This is a genomic window from Orenia metallireducens (assembly GCF_001693735.1).
In the GTDB taxonomy this organism is placed as follows: domain Bacteria; phylum Bacillota; class Halanaerobiia; order Halobacteroidales; family Halobacteroidaceae; genus Orenia; species Orenia metallireducens.
Window position 1 is genome coordinate 812,740 of record NZ_LWDV01000009.1, and the last position, 19,329, is coordinate 832,068.

A 19,329-nucleotide genomic window follows, 5' to 3' on the forward strand; every position below is an offset into this window, starting at 1 on the left:
ATCTTTTTATTCTCCATCCTTCCTACTCTCATAATACTTACCTTTTAAAACTCTCTGTATAAATGTTAACCTGATCACCATCATTTAAAGGCTCTATTAATTGTGCCTTCTTACCGTTTTTTTCAATAATTAGTTTACCACTTAAAGAAGTAGGAATCTTATAGTTGATATAATCTAATAGCTGATTCAACCTAATCCCTCCGCTTTGATATTCAATTACATCTCCAGTATTAATTACATCATCTAATTGGGCAGGTTTGTTATTCTTTAGCAATTTATAATCTTTAGCAGGAACAGTTATTGGCTTATCATTAAAAATGATACTAAAAGTTGCTAAAGTAGCATCTTGATCTAATACATCCTCTATCTTCAACCTCTTTTCATTGTTTTCAATAAAGGTTAGCTCATCACCATCATCTATCTCCATATCTAAAGTTGCTGCTTGACCATTTAACTCCAAGCGATAATTCTGATATCTATACTCCCGTTCTTCATCATTGAGTATATAGTTAATCCTACTCTTTTTTAGTTGAGCTACAGAGATATCCATAATATCCTGTAATACATCTCCTACAGTCTGGACAATTGTATACTCTATCTTGTCACCATCAGCCAATTTACTATTTAAGTTAGCTCTTTTTCCATTTTTATAATAAATTCCTTCTATAATCTGCTTATCACCATTAATCAATATCTCTCTTTTTGGCAGATCAGCAACTACATCAGCTATTGTACCTTCTCCTGCTCTACCACTATCACCTAACTGAATCTCTAAGGAATCACCCTGCTTAATCTTACTATCAATACTGCCTTCTTCTCCATTAATAAATACCTTACCAGAAGTGCCCATAGTACCAGGTATCATCTTCAAGTTACCATTGACTTCTATTCCTAGGGCAAGTCCTGGAGTAGCCTTCAATGCTTTGATATCAAGCTCTGCTGCCAATAAGGCATCAGAAACCTTAGGCTCAGTTAAGGTGAATAAATGTAAAGGATCTCCATTTAACTGAATATCTATAAAGTTTGCCCGACTTTTATTAACTTTACAGCTCATAGCTATTCCAAAAGGGGTAATAGATTGTGTTCCAGAGATACCTTCAATTCTACCAGTTACCCCTTGAATCTCTTTACCATCTTTGACCCCTACACGATTAATCGGTAACTCTAGCTGTTGGGCTAACTTCTCTTTTAATAATGGGGTCAAACTACCACCACCGATACAGATAACAGCCTGTGGCGCTCTGTTATTTAACTTTAAGATAGCTTGAGCTATCAATTCAGCCAATTTATCAATCTTAGCCTCTATCATCTTGATAATACTTGCAGTAGAGATAGCAACAGTCTGGTCTAAAATATCCTTCATCTCTATCTCATCTTGAGAGGTCAACTCCCGTTTAATCCTTTCAGCAGTATGGTAATCTACCATATAATTCTCGCAAATGGCTTCAGTTATCTCATCACCAGCTACTGGAACCATATCATAACCAATAATAGCTCCATCTCTAGTAATAGCAATATCAGAAGTACCTGCTCCAATATCTACTAAGGCTAGATTAAAGTTATACATCTGTTGTGGAACAATAATATTAGCAGCAGCTATTGGCTCTAAGGTCAGATGATCCACCTCTAGATCAGCTTGTCTAATTACAGTTAATAGAGAATCAACTACTATTCTAGGCAAGAAAGTAGCAATCAAATCAACCTCTATCACCTTTCCACTCTGACTAATTAAACTTCCAACCTTAATTCCATCAAGTTTACTTTGTAATAAGGTATAACCAACAAAATGATAGCCACTTGCCTTATCCCTATCTTTACCTGCTGCCAACTTTTTTTGGGCATCCTGTACAGCAGCAAACTCTAACATCTTGACATCATCTAAATCGACCTCTCTCTTATTCTTAAACTCTATCTTATGGTGACCTGTCAAAGTCTTTAAAGCACGACCTGCTGCTGCAATCCCTACCTTCTTTAATTTTATATTGGTCTTCTCCTCTAACCTCCTTTTAATCTCCTTTACTTGCTCTGCTACATCGGTTACATTATGGATTTGACCATCTAACATCGACCTACTTTTATGTTCAATAACTTCAGAAGCTATTAACTCCAAACCATTCTCTGTTCCTTCCAGTACAGCTCCAACTACCGTTCTCGTCCCTATATCTAAAGCAAAAATTACATCATCTCTCATCTCCATAGACTAGTCCTCCTTATCCTTCTTAACCTCATAATAGATAACCAACTGTGGCGTTATTGCAAAATAACTTCCCTCATATTTAAAATTTTTGACCTTATACTTTAGTTTCCACTTCTGTCTAGCTATCTCTCCATTAAAGTTATCGGTGCTAGCATAGCTACCAATTAGATTATTATTTAATAAAACTTTTTTATCTTGTTGATTAAAAAGATAAAACTTCAAGCCATTATAACGTTGATCACTTAAACTACTAAAGGAATCCCACTTAACTTCAATACCTGTAATAACAGCTTTGGTAGGGAGTTTATACTCTGACAAATCCCAATAACCTTCTGTAGACCAACTCTTAGAATGATATACTATTAAATTAGCAGGCTTAGAATTACCAGCATTCAAACTACCACTAGCAAAAACTGAATTATTTATCAATAATAATAGAAAAATTACTAAGAGATACCTCTTCATCTTATCAACTCCAGATCTATTTAAATATATGTAAGTAAAGATAAAAATTTAGTTTAAGCCTAAGATTAATAAAGCAGAGCATCTATTTTTTATTCTAGAAACTACTTATTCTCAATCTAGAACTTAATCTCAAAGTTAATTACTGATCTTATTAACTCTTATCAATATTAGGTGTAACTATATATTTATTTAAACCTTTCTTGCTAAATTCCTGCTTTGTTCTCTTTGATTATTCTTTAATTAGTCTACAATAAATCATTATAATATTTAAGTAACAATATATACTTGTCACTTCATGGGGATATGACGACACCAGTAAAACTAGCCAACTCACTTAGCAACCAAAATACTAACTATTATCATTAAGTAAATATTTTAATTAAATTTCGATTAAAATCTAAATTCTAGTTCAATTTTTGCTTCGTTCAAACAGAAATTTTGTTTGGTTTTGTTTTAAAGACCTTAACCGTCAACTATAAACTGTACACTGAAGTAAAAAGCGTCCCATCATCTCTAAATTGTATCACTTATATTAGCATAGGATAACAACTATACCTAAAACAAACTATGATTAAACTTTTGCGTATTTATCCAAAATATATTATAATGATAACATCTTTCAATTACAATTAATCCTAAAATAGGAGTGTGAATTATGAATAAAAAAGATCTTGGACCTAAAATTCTCGATCTATTATTGTTATTTTTAGTATTTCTTTTCTTTCAATATATTACAATGATTATTTTAAATCTTATCTTATTACCCTTTCAATTATCACAAGATAAAATTAATTTAATATATCGTCTACTAATTCCGCCTATCTCTTTTAGCTTAATCTTATATTTTGGCTTTAAACGGAGTAAGTTAAACCCCAAGGGGCTATTTATTAATATAGCTTTATCCCCACTTAAAATTATAGCTTTATTTATATTAGGAATTGCCTTAAATATTATCTTATCAGAGTTGAATAATATTCTGCAAAGCTTCTATCCCTTATCAGAGAGGTTTGTTAAGGAGATTAATAACTATCTCTTTAATAGTTCCCTATCAATCACTATTTTATATAGTATTTCAACAGCCATCACAGTTGTTTTAGAGGAGATACTCTTTAGAGGGATTATCTTAAAGACCTTATTAAAGAGATATTCAGTAAGTGTCGCTATATTTTCAACCTCATTATTCGCCCTATTATTCTCATTTAATCTTCAGAGTATTGTAAGTCTATTTACCTTACATCTATTACTAGGCTGGCTTTATACTAGGACAAGTTCTTTAATCAATCCTATATTAGGCAGAGTCTTCTATCAGCTTTGTACAATTATAGCACTCTATCTGTTACCTTATAAAATTAAAGGCTATAATAGCAAAGTAAGCAGTGTAGCAACTTTTCAGCCTCTCTGGTTCAATCTCTTGGGGGTGGTCTTATTGGTGTTAGGAGTGTTGCTCTTACATATTGAGTTTAAGAAAGCTGAAAATTAATATATTAATTTTCAACTTAATTTTATAGATTAGAGAATATTTAACTTTGGATATAGAGTTATATGGGTATATTGTATCAATTTTTCTCCTAACAGAATGGATTATAATAAAAATGAAATTACATAGATTATATATAGTATCATTACTACAATTCAAACATTGACGGAATTCATCTGATGACTGGGAATCGGGAAGGTCTGATCTTAGAAGTTTTGAAGGGATAATTTAGAAGGTCTCAGCCTAGGCTGAGACCTTCTATTAAGATTATTCTTTTATAATTGGAACCCAAACTTCAGATTTATAATCAGCATCATTTGGATTACCTGGATAATAAATTTCTAACTCAGAAGTACCTGCATGTTCATAGCCTGTGGAAGGAAACCATTCAGCAAAGATTCGTTTCCATACTTCTTGAATAGCATCAGGCATGGGACCAATCGACTCAAACACTGCCCAAGTCGAAGCTGGAATTTCTCTTTCTACTACATCAAAATCTATTTTACTTTCTGGTTTTTCAATTGCCACCATATAAGTAAACTCATCTTTCTGACTATCACAATCTACACCACATACACCCATAACACCTAAGTCACCCATCTTCTCTGTTAATTCATCATAAAAGCCACTACTACAGCATTCTTCCCAAAATTCAGGAATAGCTTTAAAGTTCTCTCCATCTACGGTAGATACTCTTATACCCTTTCCAACAATCTTAAATTCATCTCTCTCAATGATCTTATAGTTCATTCTTTCAGCTCCCTTTAATTGTATTTGAAAGAAAAAGCGTGGGTATGCTTTGAGGGTTACTTCACAATCTCTTACCTCTGAAGGATTTATCCCATGCAACTTTTTAAATGCTTTGGAAAATGATTCTGGGGTAGAATAGCCATACTTTAAGGCTACATCAATTACTTTACTGTCATATGTAGCTAGTTCTTGAGCTGCTAAGGTCAATCTCCTCTTACGAAGATATTCAGCTACCGTTACATCTGTTAATATATGAAACATTCTCTGAAAATGAAATTTCGATAGACAAGCCACCTTGGCTACCTCCTCAATATTTACTTCTTCACACAAATGTTCTTCTAAATAATCTAAACTATCATTCATTTTTTGTAAGCATTCCATTCTTTCTCTCCCCTTTAGAATAATGATAACATTAATTATTTAGCTTATCCTGTCATTGTATGCTCTTTAAAGACAGATTGTAATCTATATAGAATTAATTATAATCACTTATATACTACAATCCCCCTTTGGAATATATACTTTTTATTATATCCTTCTTAGAAAAACAAGCTATAGGATTTACTCCCATAGCTCTGTAGATATAGAAAGAATTATCATTCATTAAAGTAACTATAATATATCTCCATCATAGAATCGGCAAATCCCCATCCTATACCTGAAGAATTATCCATAGCTTTTTTACATCTCTTTCTAAATTGATTCTCTAAATTATTCTTTACTATGTAATCTAATGTATTATTAAACATATTCTCTATATTAATATAAAATCGTTCATCAATATCTCCATAAGTATTAGTAAACTTTACACCCTGCTCTACATAGGTCAACATTAGCTCAGTAATATGTACTGAATCATCACTTATCTTTTTAAAATCAGAGATAGCCTTCTTCATCACAGAGTATCTCAACTTACCATCACCCCGAGCGGGAAAGAATTCATCTACAATCACCTTGCGATAATCCTCTAAAATCTCTTCTAAATATTCAGGCTTAAGCTTTGCTAAATAGTACTCTTTAACATCAGGAAAGGTTTTAAACAACTCCACCAGCTCATTAATCATCTCTTTATTCTCCAATGTCTTTAAATAATCCCTTAATTCCTTGACTTTTATCTTGGTCTTAGCCATAATATCTCCCCCTTATAAGTTAATATATACCTAAATTATATAGATATACCCTTAGCTTGTCTAGTAATTTTAATTCTTATAAGGATTAACCCCAAATATATTATCCTAATACAATTATCCCCTTTGACATTAAGCAATTAATAGTATATACTACAGGTAATGTGAAGTTGATGTTAAACTCATGTTAATGATTAAGAATAAATTTTTATTTATTAGAACTTATAGACTTTTTAATATTATCTAAAGTAAGGGGGTCAATTCTATGAAAGAGATTAATACAAAGTATGGAGTCTTAAAAGGTGTTACTTCCTGTGAAGCTTATCCTGATGGAGAGATAAAGTCATGTAGATTAAATGAATACAATCTGATAGAAACACCTTATGGTTCCTTAGTTCCACAATATGAAGACTCTGAGGCTAGACGCAAATATAAAGACTCTATTTCATTCTATGAAAGTGGTAAGATAAAGGCTATCTCTTTAAACAAAGCAACATCAATTAAGATGAAAAGTGATGTTTATAGTGCAGAACGTATTTTATTTTATGAAAGTGGAGAGATCAGATGCGTCTTTCCTTTAGATGGAAAAGTTACAGGGTACTGGACTGAAGAAAATGAGTATGAACTGGCAGAGAAGCTATCCTTTGATTTAAAATCTGGGAAGCTAGATAATAAAGTAATCAACATCCGCTTTTATCAAGATGGAGCAATTAAGAGTGTCACCCTCTGGCCACAAGAGAGAGCAAGAATCAATGCTTTAGATCAAGAAATAGAGATACATATAGGATTATCCCTATATCCAGATGGCTCATTAGAATCCTGTGAACCAATTTTGCCTACACCTATTCCAACTCCTATAGGAACTATTATGGCTTATGATTGTGAGGCACTTGGGATGAATGGCGATAGCAATTCTCTTAATTTTTACCGATCTGGGGAGATTAAATCTCTAAAGACATCAACAGATATCATAGAAATCATCGATAGAGATGGTAGGAGAAGAATAATTGAGCCAGGCTCTAAAATTCACCCTTTCAATAATGAAATCAAGATGACTGTACCCATTACTATTAAGTTTAAAGAAGATTTGGTCACCTTTACTATCTTTGAAGAAGAGAGTTATAAGATTTCAGATTATAAGTTCACTGTCAAAAACTCTGAAACGATGGTAAGAAGTCAATGCGCAAGCTGTATAGAGCTTTGAGATGACTGATGAAAGTTTAGCTTCTAAAGGTCTTAAAACTAAGCCTTTGCAGTTATACAGGCTTATAATAGAAAAACTCCCCCTCTAAATAGAGGGGGAGTTTTTTGCTTTTAGTTTCAATTTTTGTGGAGTGGCAGCAGTAACTATCATTAGAAGTAGAGTCTTTCTACCGCTCACGAAGAGTTTTTCGTGCTTTTTGAAAAACTCGTAAGTTATTGGATTGTAGATTATAACCTTTTTATGATGAATCTAGTGTCGCTAGAGGTTTAGAGTTTCAATCCTTGTTTTATTGGATTGTAGATTATAACTGATGCTTTGAAAGTTATTGAAGATGCTAAATTTAAGTTTCAATCCTTGTTTTATTGGATTGTAGATTATAACTGAAATAGCAAGAGAGAAAGATATAGAAGGCAGAAGGTTTCAATCCTTGTTTTATTGGATTGTAGATTATAACGCTAATAAGAAAAGGGGCGTTGAGCGAGCCGAAAAAGTTTCAATCCTTGTTTTATTGGATTGTAGATTATAACCCGTTTTTTGTCAACTTTCCTATTCTAGCAAGGGTTCAGCAGAGTTTACTGATAGAACAAATCCTACATTTTAGCCTGTATATTCATACATTCAGCTACTTTTTAGACAAAATGCCGTTAAATCGCACCTTCAATGATTTCTTATAAATACTGGCTTTATCAAAGTTCGTATATTCATACATCAATAATTTGATGAGATTCTACGATAAAAATATCCCCATCTGTCTAATATTTTACCATAATATTCTTGGGAAATCAATAAATATGGAAGATAAGATTTTTAATATCTATTAAAAATTCTTAGTCATAATTGACCACCTCATAAGTAAACTTGATCCCTCTAATAAAAGGGCAGATTTAAATCTGCCCTTCCTTACCCAAACATCCTAGCTAAGGGGCTACCTTCAGCAATAATATCTTCAATCTCATAGATAGATATTGGAAAGTGTAGCAACCCATAAACATAAGGAGCAATCTCATATAATTGAAAATATATCACCAAGGATTTGTCAGCTATATAGTAATCTTGGTCTGCTCTAATCCCCTCAAATTCTCCTAACAATGGAATCTCACGCTCTTTAATCTGCTCTCTGATAATCTCAGATAATCTCTGGCGATAATTACTACCTGCTTTGAATAGTTCACTCAACTGATACTCCTTACCTGTATCAATATCAAAGGTCAAAGATCTAATGAGTGTTAAGCCATGGGCTCCACCAGAAAAAGCATAGTTAATTAAAGATAAACTAAGGACATTCCTTTGATTTGTCTTAATCTCATAATATCCTGTAACCTCTGTCAAGGGATTCTCATAATACCCCTGTTCTTTAATCAACTTATCAGTTTCTTTATAAATCTTTTTATTAATCCTATCTTGAACCCCTTTATCCTTCAAGCCCTTAACCTGAGGATAATAAACTCTTAATTTAGGTCTACTCACCCTGACAGTACTTATATTGACAGGAAGCTTAATATAATTATCCACCTTTATCCATCCCCTTTTATGATCTTCCTCTATCCTATTCATAAAAGGAGTAATTGGTGCTAATTACTACTCTAAATTTATTAAAATTACAGAACTCATCAAACCTAAGGCTGCTATTAAACCTACCCATACACCACTTTCTTCGTAGGCTTCTGGCATCATAGTTGAAGATACCATGGCTACTATTCCACCAGCAGCAAAGGCACTAATCATGGCAATGATAGCTGGAGAACTATCCTTTAGAAGGAAAAATCCTACCAAAGAACTTAGCAATGCAAGTACAGAAACCAATACCCATAATAATAATATCCTTGTTTTAGAATATCCATCCTTCTTTAACCCAATACTGCTGGATAACCCTTCAGGAAAGTTGCTTAAAAAAACAGCTATCACCAATAGATAACTTACATTAGTAGAATCCACCAAACTAACTCCAATAATCAAAGATTCAGGGATAGCATCCATAATGGTCCCAATAAAGATTGCTAAACCTGAATGACCTTCTGGATTTCCCTTCGATCGCTTTCTCTGATGCCCCCCTCGTTTAGCTATCAATAGATTAAAGATGGTAAATAATAATGCTCCACCTATAAAAGCAATCGTGGTCAACTTAATTCCTCCATCTTCTACTGCTTGAGTGAGCAGTTCAAAAGAGGCTGCTCCAATCAGAACTCCAGTACCAAAGGCCATAATAAATCCAATAATCTTCTTTTCTATATTAAAAGATAGCCCTACTAATGATCCTAAAAAAACCGCTGAACCTGCTAAACCACCCCATAATGCTGCTCTTAACATCTTCTATCTTCCTTTGTGTTTAAAGATTTTAGTATTATTTTTTAATATCCCTCAACTTTAATTTTTTTATTATCATAAAAGATTTTACCAGTACAGCTTAATTAGAGTAGAGTAATTGATATTCAGACACTTTAGTAATAAATCTGAAGTCACGAGTAACCAGCAAAGAACTTGACTTATCACCTGTTACTCATCACTAGTTACTAGCCACTGTCCTACAATAAATATAAAAAGAGAGCCATAGCGGCAGCTACAACTCTCTTTTAAAGTTAATTCAAATTAAAGGATGTCTATTCTTATTAATAAAATTAAATCATTTTATTTGTTAATCTAATAAAAGTATATCAATGACTTCTTCTTGCGAAATCTACAAATCTAAACTTATCAGGTCTATGCCTAGATTCAGTATACTGAAAGAGTGTAGCATCATCTAAATAGACATAACTTTTGACTACTACAACTACATTATAGCCATCTAAGTCTAGATTTTCCTTATCTTCTTTGGTCGGTTCTTCTACAGATATCAACTTTTTAGCAAAGCTGATCTTTAAATCCAGCTCCCCTTCGATATATTCATAGATTGAATCTTCACATATCTCTTTAGTTAATAAGGGAACTGCATCTCTTTTAAGATAATCCTTATCTAAGATTATCTTCTGCCCACCTATCTCTCTAACCCTAATTAACTTCCAGACCTCATCATCTTCTGACAAATGTAATTGTTCCATTAAAAACTTATCACCCTGCATCACATCAAGCTCCAGCAGGATAGTATTAGAGTCTTGCCCTAACTTCTGGGATAACTCTTTAAAGCTGACTACACCTGAAATAGGAAAATCAAATTTATTGATATCCAATACAATCGAGCCTTTTCCTTGAACCTTCTGTATATAACCATTTTGCGCTAATAAGTTCAATGCCTTTCTGACTGTTCCTCTAGATAAATCATACTCTTGACTCAACTGATTTTCAGAAGGTAATTGGCTTTTAGGTCTTATCTCTCCTGTCTCTATCTTTTTAGCAAGTTCATTATATATCTTTAGATATTTATTATTCATAATCATCACCCAGAACATTCTATCATTTTAAAGATGATTTAGCAAGGTAATAGGCGATAGATTCATAAGGTCTTAGGCTGATTTTCTGAATATCTTGAGAAGAATCATCATAATTTGAGATTAAGATTTTGTTATTATAATCAATTAAATCTGACAATTCAGCAGGCAATTCAAACTCTGTTTCTTTGCCATAGAAGTTATTAATAACCAATAGTTTCTCATCTTCATAGCTTCTAACATAAGCAAAGATATCCGGATTGTCTTCTAAAATTAATTGATAATCACCATAAGTGATAATATCCAACTCTTTTCTCAAGCTAATCAGCCTTTGATAATGATAGAAGATTGAATTCTGGTCTGCAATAGCATCTTTAGCATTAATCTCTCGATAATTATCTGCTACACCAATCCAAGGGGTACCTGTAGTAAAACCAGCATTTTCAGCTGAACTCCACTGAACTGGGGTTCTAGAGTTATCCCTTGATTTAGCCTTAATAGCAGCCATTATCTCCTCTTCAGATCTCCCTTCTGATTTAAGAATCCGATAAGCATTTAGAGACTCTACATCACGATAGTCACTGATATCTGTAAAGTTTGGATTAGTCATCCCAAACTCTTCCCCTTGATAAATATAAGGTGTCCCTTGCATTAGATGAATTGTAGTAGCTAGCATCTTAGCAGACTCACCATGATACTTTCCATCATCACCGAATCTACTTACAACCCGTGGCTGGTCATGGTTACACCAAAATAATGCATTCCACCCTCCACCTTGATTCATTCCTACTTGCCAATCTGATAAAATTTTCTTTAGTTCAATAAAATCAAAGTCTGCAACAGTCCACTTCTCCCCATTAGGATAATCCACTTTCAAGTGATGAAAACTGAAGGTCATATTCAGCTCCTTGCGTTCAGGATTAGTATATTTGACACAATTTTCGATATCTGTTGAGGACATCTCACCTACTGTCATCATCTCATAATTAGAGAAGACCTCTTGATTCATCTCTTGTAAATACTCATGGACTCGTGGACCATCTGTATAGAACTTCCTGCCATCACCAGGTGCTACTGACCCATCATCATCAGGGAAGTCTTGATTCTTAGAGATTAAATTAATAACATCTAATCTAAAACCATCTACACCCTTCTCTAACCAAAAATCCATCATTTGATATAACTGCTCTCTCACCTCTTTATTCTCCCAGTTCAAATCAGCCTGAGTTACATCAAAGAGGTGTAGATAATATTCTTCTGTAGCTTCATCATACTTCCAAGCAGAACCACCAAATTTAGACTTCCAATTATTTGGCTCTCTACCATCTTGAGACTCCTTCCAAATATAAAAATCTCGATAGGGATTATCCTTAGATTTAGCAGACTCCTTAAACCACCTATGCTCTGTAGAGGTATGATTGATTACAATATCCATAATCACTTTAATATCTCGCTGGTGAGCCTCTGCTAATAACCTCTCAAAGTCTTCCATAGTTCCATATTCTTTATGGATGCTATAATAATCACTGATATCATAACCATTATCATTCTGTGGAGATTTATAAATAGGGGTTAACCAGATTACATCAACACCTAATTTATTCAAGTAATCAAGCTTATTTATAATTCCTTGTAAATCCCCTACACCATTTCCTGTAGTATCATTAAAACTTTTAGGGTAAATTTGATAGACAACCGATTTTCTCCACCATTCAATATTATTACTCTTCATAATATACCACCACCTCTTATAAAAGAAGCTCTCCATTAACTTAATAACAGGAGAGCTTTTGTTTTTTATTTTTATTATTAAAGAATAGATAATGTTGTTACTTAATGGGGATATCCAGACAGTAACGAGTGACTAGTAACAGGTGACAAGCTAAGTTTTTTACTAATTACCCGTCACTAGTTACTAAAGTATCGTATTATCTCTATATAACCCCATATCAAAACCTTACTCTAAATTTAGATAGACCACATTTATACTCTCTTTCTTCCTACAGCAATCTTATTTTTAGCAAAGAAGATTGTTAAGATAAATGGGATAACTATCGCAATTAACATTGCTACAGCAAACATCAATATATACTGAGGCTGAATAGATAAGATACCTGGCAACCCTCCAACTCCAATTGAGTTAGCCATAACACCTGAACTTACTGAAACCAACCCAGCAATCGCTGAACCAATCATAGCCGCCAAAAATGGGAAGATATACTTTAAGTTGATACCAAACATAGCTGGCTCAGTTACTCCTAGATAACAAGAGATAGCTGCTGGAATAGAGACCTGCTTCTCCTCTTCATCATCTTTATTTAAATAGATTATTGCTAGTACTGCAGAACCTTGAGCAATATTAGATAAGGCAATCATTGGCCATAGGTTAGTTCCCCCAAATTCACTCATCAACTGTAAGTCAATAGCATTTGTCATATGATGTAAACCTGTTATTACTAATGGTGCATAGGCAAAACCAAATACTGCTGCAAATAACCATCCAAAAGCTGAGGTTAGTCCTGCATACACAACATTTGAAATATATGAACCGATTGTCCAGCCAATTGGACCTAAGACAACATGAGCCAATAAGACAGTTGGTACTAAGGCAAAGAAGGGAATCACAATCATTGAAACATATTCTGGGACAAACTTACGTAACCAATTCTCTAAGGTAGCCAAAGTAAACCCTGCTAAAATTGCTGGAATAACCTGTGCTTGATAACCAATCATCTTAATCTGTGTAAAGCCAAAGTCCCACACTGGAGCCTCTGCACCACCAGCTACTGCATATGCATTTAATAGCTGTGGAGAAACTAATGTAACACCGAGTATAATTCCCAATATCTCCGTTGCTCCCATCTTCTTAGAGATAGACCAAGTAATTCCTACAGGTAAGAAGAAGAAGATAGCCTCACCAATCAACCATAAGAAGTGATGGACTCCAGCCCAAAATTGAGAGACATCTGTTAAAGTTTTAGTCCCTTCTTCTAATAATTTAATATCTCCAATTACGTTACGGAAGCCTAAAATCAAACCACCAACTACTAAAGCTGGAATTAATGGTGTAAATATCTCAGCCAAATGCGAAATCATTCTCTGTAACCAATTTAAATTCTGTCTTGAAGTCTTCTTAGCTGCATCCTTACTTACACCAGATACACCTGAAACCTTTACAAATTCATTGTAAAAATCTGATACTTCATTACCAATAATAACTTGAAATTGTCCAGCTTGGGTAAAGGTTCCTTTTACACAACCGATCTTTTCAATCTTTTCCATATCTGCTTTCTTTGTATCATTTAATACAAAACGCATCCTTGTTACACAATGTGATACCGCTGAAATGTTTTCCTTACCACCGATATACTCTAATAATTCCTCTGCTTGCTTTGTAAATTTAGCCATTTGTAACCCCCCTATATTTTTTATACAGACCATTTTAGAATTTAAAGAAGAACTAGTTTTAAATAAGAAAGAATAGATAGCTGATTGACTTATATAGATAAATGACCACTCTTATTAAAATTATAGAGTTATGGTGGTTATTAGTTATATCTTTGCTATTATTAAGAAAAACTAATTATAATCATGAATTCAAAATATAGCCTGTAATAAGCAAATCTTTTTATATAGGTTATAATCTTATAATTGCATACACACATCAGTTACAACTTGTATATACAACTTACTTTCTAAAATTATTATAACTTGTATACACAAGTTTGTCAAGAAAAAAATTATTCCTTCTATATATAAAATCTGCTAATAAATCACCACTTGCTCATTTATTCAATTAAAAATTACCAAGTACTAAACTCACTAAATTCCCATATTATATATTAATCAAAACCTAGCAAAGGAGTAGAATAGTATGATAAGATTAAATCCTGATAAGTTATCAGTTGAATTTGGCGATAAAATAGCTAGAACTCACCCTATTATACCTAGAAGATATACCTTAACCCATTCTGATATTACTGCTGAATTATTTTTGACCATTGCTCAAAAATATGCTTATGATAAGATTAACCCAAACAGAGATGAGGTCTTAGCAGAATGGCGATTAGATGAACACGGTCATTATCTGTATATCAGTGTCTTAGTTGATGGGGAATTTGGATTAATTAAAGCATTTATTAGAAATAGAATCTTCATTCAAGAGTTACCCCTAGCTTTAGAGGCTATAGTCTATGGCGATCAGGAGTTTTTTAAAGCTCACCCTATTTTAAATAACTCACCTATTTATGTAAAATTCATCTCTAGCTATCCTGCCTTCAATCGGACTGAATATTGGGGGAAAGTCTCTGCTTATAAGTAGCTAAAATAAGCTATTGATTTATTTTACTAATTATATTACTTAATCTTGAAATAGTGAAACTTAATGGGGCTATTGCGACAGTTTTCACACCTCATCCCCAACCCTTCTCCTACTCTTAGGAGAAGGGAGAAAAGTAAAAGAGAAAGAGCTTCCCCTCTCATTAGTTAAGGAGAGACTGGTTGTGTACGAAGAGTAATTGAACTGTATTACTCGTAGGGGGATTAAGGGGTGAGGTGTGAGGTTTTGAACTTAATTTTTAACTATAAAAGTGTCGCATTATCATTATATAACGTCATATCTAAATTTTACTCTAAAGTTTGATAACCATATTAATTTTTAATAATATCTATCGACAATATATAAACTCTTCCTTTCCTTCAGACCCACCCCAATAGGCTACAAAGTTATATGGCTGCTGATATTCAAAAAGACAGTAATATTTTGTTCTCCAAATCATTCCTAGAAATCCTGACAGTTTCATTTCAAAGATATAGAATTTATCTATTCCCCCAATAACCTCTAATAAGCCTTTAGGAAGATCATATTCTGATGAGATACCTTGGAGTTTGTTGGATTGTATCAGATTAAAATTCATCTTCACAGTTTTTCCTCGTTCATTAGCCAGCATATCCATTTGAAAATTATCTCTCTTTCCCATCAATAAATATGCCTGCAAATAAAGAAAGATATTATCTGCATCAATTGTCTCATTATCATAATTAACTATAAATTTATCCTGCTCTTTTTCTTCTTTATACAGTGATACAATCATCTGCTTCTTTCCTCTATCAAACTTTGACACTCGCTCTTCATAGCCATGTAATTTCAACAGTTCTTGGTATTTACTATTAAATCTCATCTCAGTTCTGATAGGCATTAAAGAACTATCCAAACTAGATATTCTCTTAGACAATGGTGTCTGAGCAATATAAGAAATCTCTTTTAACTCTTTATCTACATCTACCTTATACCTAAATTCAACAGGCTCTTCATTAGTAGGACCTATATACTCTCCCTCCTTCTCAATATGACTTGGAAATAATTCAATTACTCCTTCAAATTTATTAAATTCTTCTGCTGAACTACTAAGACTTAGCAAAAATATCAGTGCAATAAGTGATAAAATAGATATCTTACATTTCATTAAAGTTGCTCCCCTTTCTACTTAGAAACAGTTTTGATTTATTGAGGTAATCTGGTCTAATTATAATGTATAATACTATTGTTAAGAACGAGTTATGATTAGGTTAAAGGAAGTTTAAAAATTTATAGATTAGCTATAACCTCTTATATTTTTACACCTATTTTAACTTTTTGGACTGAGATATTAGTTGATACAATATTAACCCGTATACTATAATCCAACTAGCGCAATCAATTATAAAAAGAAAAGAGAGATTAGCTTAATTAAGCTAATCTCTCTTTTGAAATAATCAAATGATATTAATAAGCTTTTGCCATCAAATTACTGATCTTATTAGCAAACTCTACAGGATTATCTGGATTAAAGCCTTCCACTAAAGATGATAGTGAGTAGAGTAATTCACTATACTCCTTTAAAGTCTCACTCTCCGCATCCTGCTCATATAAGCGCTCTATAGTGGAAAAAACTTGATGGTCTGGATTGATTTCTAGAATTCTGCGGGCTTTACCAAAATTCTGATTCATTCCTTGTAAGATTCTTTCCATCGACATACTCATACCTGCTTCATCACTGACCAAACAAACTGCACTTGATTTCAAGCGTTTACTCAATCTTACATCATCGACTTTGTTCTTTAAGTGCCCTTTAATTACTTCTAGTAACTCTTGCTTTACTTCATTTTTCTCTTCTTTTTGCTCATCATCTAACTCTAAATCACCACGGAGTACAGACTTGAATTTAACTTCTTGGTACTCCCCTAAGATATCAATTACAAATTCATCGATTGGATCTAAGCAATAGATTACCTCTAAGCCTTTATCCTGTAATAGCTCCATCTGTGGTAGATTCTCTACCTTCTCTCTACTCTCACCAGTGACATAGTAGATTACCTCTTGATTTTCAGAGATTCTATCAATATACTCTGCTAAAGTAGTCATCCCGTCTTTAGAATGAGAAGATTCAAAGATTAATAAATTCTCTAGCTTATCCTTGTTGCTGTAATCTGTATAGATACCACCTTTGATGGCTCTACCAAATTCTTTCCAGAAGCTTTCATACTTCTCTCTATCTTTTTTGAGCATAGACTTTAGAGTTCTTAAGATCGTCTTCTCTAAATTTTTACCGATTACCTTTAGCTGTTTGCTATGCTGTAATATCTCACGGGAGATGTTTAAAGAGAAGTCTGGTGAATCGACCAATCCTCGCACAAACTTCAAATATTCTGGTAATATTTCTTGGCAGTCATCCATGATAAAAACACTCTTAGAATAAAGCTTAATACCTTTATCAAAATCTGCTGTATAGAAATCATATGGTGCTTTAGCAGGAATATATAATAATGCATTAAATTTGACTACTCCCTCAACCTGTTTATGTATAACCTCTAATGGTTCATTCCAATCTTTAGATAAATTCTTGTAAAATTGATTATACTCTTTATCACTAACCTCATCCTTATTTCTATTCCATAATGGAGTCATTGTATTTAGAGTTTTAGTCTCTACTTCAACACTCTTCTCTCCATCTTCATTCTCTTGTTCATGATAAAAGTCCATCTTAATTGGATATTTGACATAATTAGAGTACTTCTCTACTAAATTTTTAATATTATTTCTATTAGTAAAATCATTCTCAAAATCATTAGAATCACTAAACTCTTCTCTCAAAGTCAAAGTGATCTTAGTACCTCTTTGCTCTTTATCAGTATATTCTACTGTATAAGTTCCATCACCTTCAGACTCCCACTTTACCCCACGCTCTTCATAAGGTGCACGGGTAATTAAAGTAACTTTCTTGGCAACCATAAAGGCAGAATAAAACCCTACTCCAAACTGACCAATTAAGCTTACATCTTCTTTATTATCCTTTAATTGCTCAATAAACTTCTTAGTTCCTGACTGAGCAATGGTTCCAATATTATTAATAACCTCATCATAGGTCATTCCAATTCCATTATCAGAGATAGTCAAAGTATTATTATCTCCATCTACCTCAATTAAGATTTCAAAATCACTATCCCCCTCTAAGACCTCTAAATCAGTCAAAGATTTAAATTTAACCTTGTCAATTGCATCTGATGCATTGGCAATCAACTCTCTTAGAAAGATCTCTTGATTGGTATAAATAGAATTGATCATTAAATCTAATAACTGCTTAGTCTCAGCTTGAAACTCCCTAGTCTCTGTCTTATTCGCAGTCATCGCAATCAACCTCCATTTTTACTTTGATTTTTCACAGATATTATTTTAGCATTTTGTATTTATATTGTCAATTTATCTATGGGTAAATAATACAATTAAATATACATAGTGACAAGTAATCGGTAAAGAGTAAACTCACTTCTCATACTACTTAATCATCACTCTTTACTGTCTTAATATTCATCACTAAATAAAAATCAGATTATTTCCCAGATAATACTATCTTCAATTCATTTAGCTCACTAATCTCATAAGTAGGCTTTAAATCCGTTAAATTCTCTTGATTATGGGGATTAAACCAACAAGTATCGATTCCAAAGTTTATTCCACCTTGTATATCTGAGCTGAGACTATCACCTACTATCAGTACATTACTCTTATCTTGATGACCAATCTCTTTAAAGGTGTGCTCGAAAATTTTAGGATTTGGTTTGGCAACACCTATCTCCTCTGAAATAATCAAATGGTCAAAGTAATCTTTTAATGGAGAAGCCTTTAATCTCCCTTTCTGGACTGTTGCTAAACCATTGGTGACAATTGCTAATTTATAATCCTTATGTAAGTATTTAATCAACTTTAAAGCTCCTTTAAGTAGAAAATAACCCTCAGCTAAGAATTCTAAATACTTTTCACTCAAATCTTGCTCCTCTATTTTCAACTCTAGCTCTTCTGCTAACCTCCTAAATCTCTCTATCTTCAACTCATCTGGTGTAACTAACTCCTGTTCAAGCTCCTCCCACAACTTCTTGTTAATTAACTGATACTGCTTTAGATGATATTCCTTCTGATATTCAACCTCAAAATAATTCATTAATTGCTCTAGAGCATGTTCCTCTGCTTTGTCAAAATCGAATAAAGTTCTATCTGCATCAAAAAGTATAACTTCGTATTTCATATCTTATCCCCCTTATTTTTATAAAAGTAGCCTTAATGAGCAAAAGTAGCCTCTTAACTAACCACTTGTATCTTGATTATAGCAAAATATAGTAGAATTCTCTATTATAAATATCAAACTATTACCGCCTAAAGACAGTGGTTTAGACCACGCGCATGGAAAATAAAGCAGAGGTTTTTGAGCAAA

15 protein-coding genes are annotated in these 19,329 nt (G+C 33.1%); 3 read left to right on the top strand and 12 right to left on the bottom strand.

Annotated elements, in window-relative coordinates; all coding sequences use genetic code 11:
• Positions 1-37 precede the first annotated feature (37 nt).
• Both U472_RS11795 and U472_RS11800 read right to left on the bottom strand, forming a co-directional pair.
• Positions 38-2,197, bottom strand: coding sequence for a cell division protein FtsA (locus tag U472_RS11795; protein WP_068718699.1), 2,160 nt, complete (start codon positions 2,195-2,197; stop codon positions 38-40).
• Positions 2,198-2,200: 3 nt separating this feature from the next.
• The gene (locus tag U472_RS11800) at positions 2,201-2,662 is read right to left on the bottom strand and encodes a hypothetical protein (protein WP_068718701.1); all 462 of its coding nucleotides are present in this window, start codon (positions 2,660-2,662) and stop codon (positions 2,201-2,203) included.
• A gap of 655 nt (positions 2,663-3,317) precedes the next feature.
• On the opposite strand from U472_RS11800, the gene U472_RS11805 reads away from it, so the two are divergent.
• A complete protein-coding gene (locus U472_RS11805) occupies positions 3,318-4,142 on the top strand; it encodes a CPBP family intramembrane glutamic endopeptidase (protein ID WP_068718703.1) in 825 nt (274 codons plus the stop codon).
• A 264-nt stretch (positions 4,143-4,406) separates the two neighbouring features.
• On the opposite strand, the gene U472_RS11810 is transcribed toward U472_RS11805, so the two are convergent.
• Both U472_RS11810 and U472_RS11815 read right to left on the bottom strand, forming a co-directional pair.
• Positions 4,407-5,270 carry an AraC family transcriptional regulator gene (locus U472_RS11810; protein WP_068718705.1) on the bottom strand — a complete coding sequence of 288 codons (864 nt, stop codon included), beginning with the start codon at positions 5,268-5,270 and terminating at the stop codon, positions 4,407-4,409.
• A 215-nt stretch (positions 5,271-5,485) separates the two neighbouring features.
• On the bottom strand, positions 5,486-6,019 hold the full coding sequence (locus U472_RS11815; RefSeq protein WP_083189895.1) for a DUF6155 family protein: 534 nt from the start codon (positions 6,017-6,019) through the stop codon (positions 5,486-5,488).
• 262 nt (positions 6,020-6,281) lie between these two features.
• Here U472_RS11815 and U472_RS11820 point away from each other — a divergent pair, with 262 nt between their 5' ends.
• Positions 6,282-7,220, top strand: coding sequence for a hypothetical protein (locus U472_RS11820; RefSeq protein ID WP_068718707.1), 939 nt, complete (start codon positions 6,282-6,284; stop codon positions 7,218-7,220).
• Positions 7,221-8,120: 900 nt separating this feature from the next.
• On the opposite strand, the gene U472_RS11825 is transcribed toward U472_RS11820, so the two are convergent.
• The 5 genes from U472_RS11825 to treP form a co-directional block, all read right to left on the bottom strand.
• A complete protein-coding gene (locus U472_RS11825) occupies positions 8,121-8,732 on the bottom strand; it encodes a DUF3298 and DUF4163 domain-containing protein (RefSeq protein ID WP_245684795.1) in 612 nt (203 codons plus the stop codon).
• Between the two features lie 66 nt (positions 8,733-8,798).
• Positions 8,799-9,527 carry a ZIP family metal transporter gene (locus U472_RS11830; RefSeq protein WP_068718711.1) on the bottom strand — a complete coding sequence of 243 codons (729 nt, stop codon included), beginning with the start codon at positions 9,525-9,527 and terminating at the stop codon, positions 8,799-8,801.
• 344 nt (positions 9,528-9,871) lie between these two features.
• Entirely contained in the window at positions 9,872-10,585 is a 714-nt protein-coding gene (treR, locus tag U472_RS11835) for a trehalose operon repressor (RefSeq protein ID WP_068718714.1), read from the bottom strand.
• A 22-nt stretch (positions 10,586-10,607) separates the two neighbouring features.
• Positions 10,608-12,314 carry an alpha,alpha-phosphotrehalase gene (gene treC, locus U472_RS11840; protein WP_068718716.1) on the bottom strand — a complete coding sequence of 569 codons (1,707 nt, stop codon included), beginning with the start codon at positions 12,312-12,314 and terminating at the stop codon, positions 10,608-10,610.
• Between the two features lie 251 nt (positions 12,315-12,565).
• Complete coding sequence (gene treP / locus U472_RS11845; RefSeq protein WP_068718718.1) at positions 12,566-13,990, bottom strand: PTS system trehalose-specific EIIBC component; 1,425 nt, start codon at positions 13,988-13,990, stop codon at positions 12,566-12,568.
• 466 nt (positions 13,991-14,456) lie between these two features.
• Between treP and U472_RS11850 the strand changes: the two genes are divergently transcribed.
• Complete coding sequence (locus U472_RS11850) at positions 14,457-14,903, top strand: staygreen family protein (RefSeq protein ID WP_068718720.1); 447 nt, start codon at positions 14,457-14,459, stop codon at positions 14,901-14,903.
• A 346-nt stretch (positions 14,904-15,249) separates the two neighbouring features.
• Here the strand turns inward: U472_RS11850 and U472_RS11855 are convergent, their stop codons facing one another.
• The 3 genes from U472_RS11855 to U472_RS11865 all read right to left on the bottom strand — a co-directional run bounded on the left by U472_RS11855 (position 15,250) and on the right by U472_RS11865 (position 19,143).
• A complete protein-coding gene (locus tag U472_RS11855; RefSeq protein ID WP_068718722.1) occupies positions 15,250-16,047 on the bottom strand; it encodes a hypothetical protein in 798 nt (265 codons plus the stop codon).
• A 299-nt stretch (positions 16,048-16,346) separates the two neighbouring features.
• Complete coding sequence (htpG, locus tag U472_RS11860; protein ID WP_068718724.1) at positions 16,347-18,248, bottom strand: molecular chaperone HtpG; 1,902 nt, start codon at positions 18,246-18,248, stop codon at positions 16,347-16,349.
• A 202-nt stretch (positions 18,249-18,450) separates the two neighbouring features.
• Positions 18,451-19,143 carry a YjjG family noncanonical pyrimidine nucleotidase gene (locus U472_RS11865; RefSeq protein WP_068718726.1) on the bottom strand — a complete coding sequence of 231 codons (693 nt, stop codon included), beginning with the start codon at positions 19,141-19,143 and terminating at the stop codon, positions 18,451-18,453.
• Positions 19,144-19,329 lie beyond the last annotated feature (186 nt).

What these genes read in the sequence shown, in the direction of transcription:
- htpG (WP_068718724.1), bottom strand. Translation starts at nt 18,248, where the DNA reads ATGACTGCGAATAAGACAGAGACTAGGGAGTTTCAAGCTGAGACTAAG.
- U472_RS11795 (WP_068718699.1), bottom strand. Translation starts at nt 2,197, where the DNA reads ATGGAGATGAGAGATGATGTAATTTTTGCTTTAGATATAGGGACGAGA.
- U472_RS11800 (WP_068718701.1), bottom strand. Translation starts at nt 2,662, where the DNA reads ATGAAGAGGTATCTCTTAGTAATTTTTCTATTATTATTGATAAATAAT.
- treP (WP_068718718.1), bottom strand. Translation starts at nt 13,990, where the DNA reads ATGGCTAAATTTACAAAGCAAGCAGAGGAATTATTAGAGTATATCGGT.
- U472_RS11805 (WP_068718703.1), top strand. Translation starts at nt 3,318, where the DNA reads ATGAATAAAAAAGATCTTGGACCTAAAATTCTCGATCTATTATTGTTA.
- U472_RS11810 (WP_068718705.1), bottom strand. Translation starts at nt 5,270, where the DNA reads ATGGAATGCTTACAAAAAATGAATGATAGTTTAGATTATTTAGAAGAA.
- U472_RS11865 (WP_068718726.1), bottom strand. Translation starts at nt 19,143, where the DNA reads ATGAAATACGAAGTTATACTTTTTGATGCAGATAGAACTTTATTCGAT.
- treC (WP_068718716.1), bottom strand. Translation starts at nt 12,314, where the DNA reads ATGAAGAGTAATAATATTGAATGGTGGAGAAAATCGGTTGTCTATCAA.
- treR (WP_068718714.1), bottom strand. Translation starts at nt 10,585, where the DNA reads ATGAATAATAAATATCTAAAGATATATAATGAACTTGCTAAAAAGATA.
- U472_RS11820 (WP_068718707.1), top strand. Translation starts at nt 6,282, where the DNA reads ATGAAAGAGATTAATACAAAGTATGGAGTCTTAAAAGGTGTTACTTCC.
- U472_RS11830 (WP_068718711.1), bottom strand. Translation starts at nt 9,527, where the DNA reads ATGTTAAGAGCAGCATTATGGGGTGGTTTAGCAGGTTCAGCGGTTTTT.
- U472_RS11855 (WP_068718722.1), bottom strand. Translation starts at nt 16,047, where the DNA reads ATGAAATGTAAGATATCTATTTTATCACTTATTGCACTGATATTTTTG.
- U472_RS11815 (WP_083189895.1), bottom strand. Translation starts at nt 6,019, where the DNA reads ATGGCTAAGACCAAGATAAAAGTCAAGGAATTAAGGGATTATTTAAAG.
- U472_RS11850 (WP_068718720.1), top strand. Translation starts at nt 14,457, where the DNA reads ATGATAAGATTAAATCCTGATAAGTTATCAGTTGAATTTGGCGATAAA.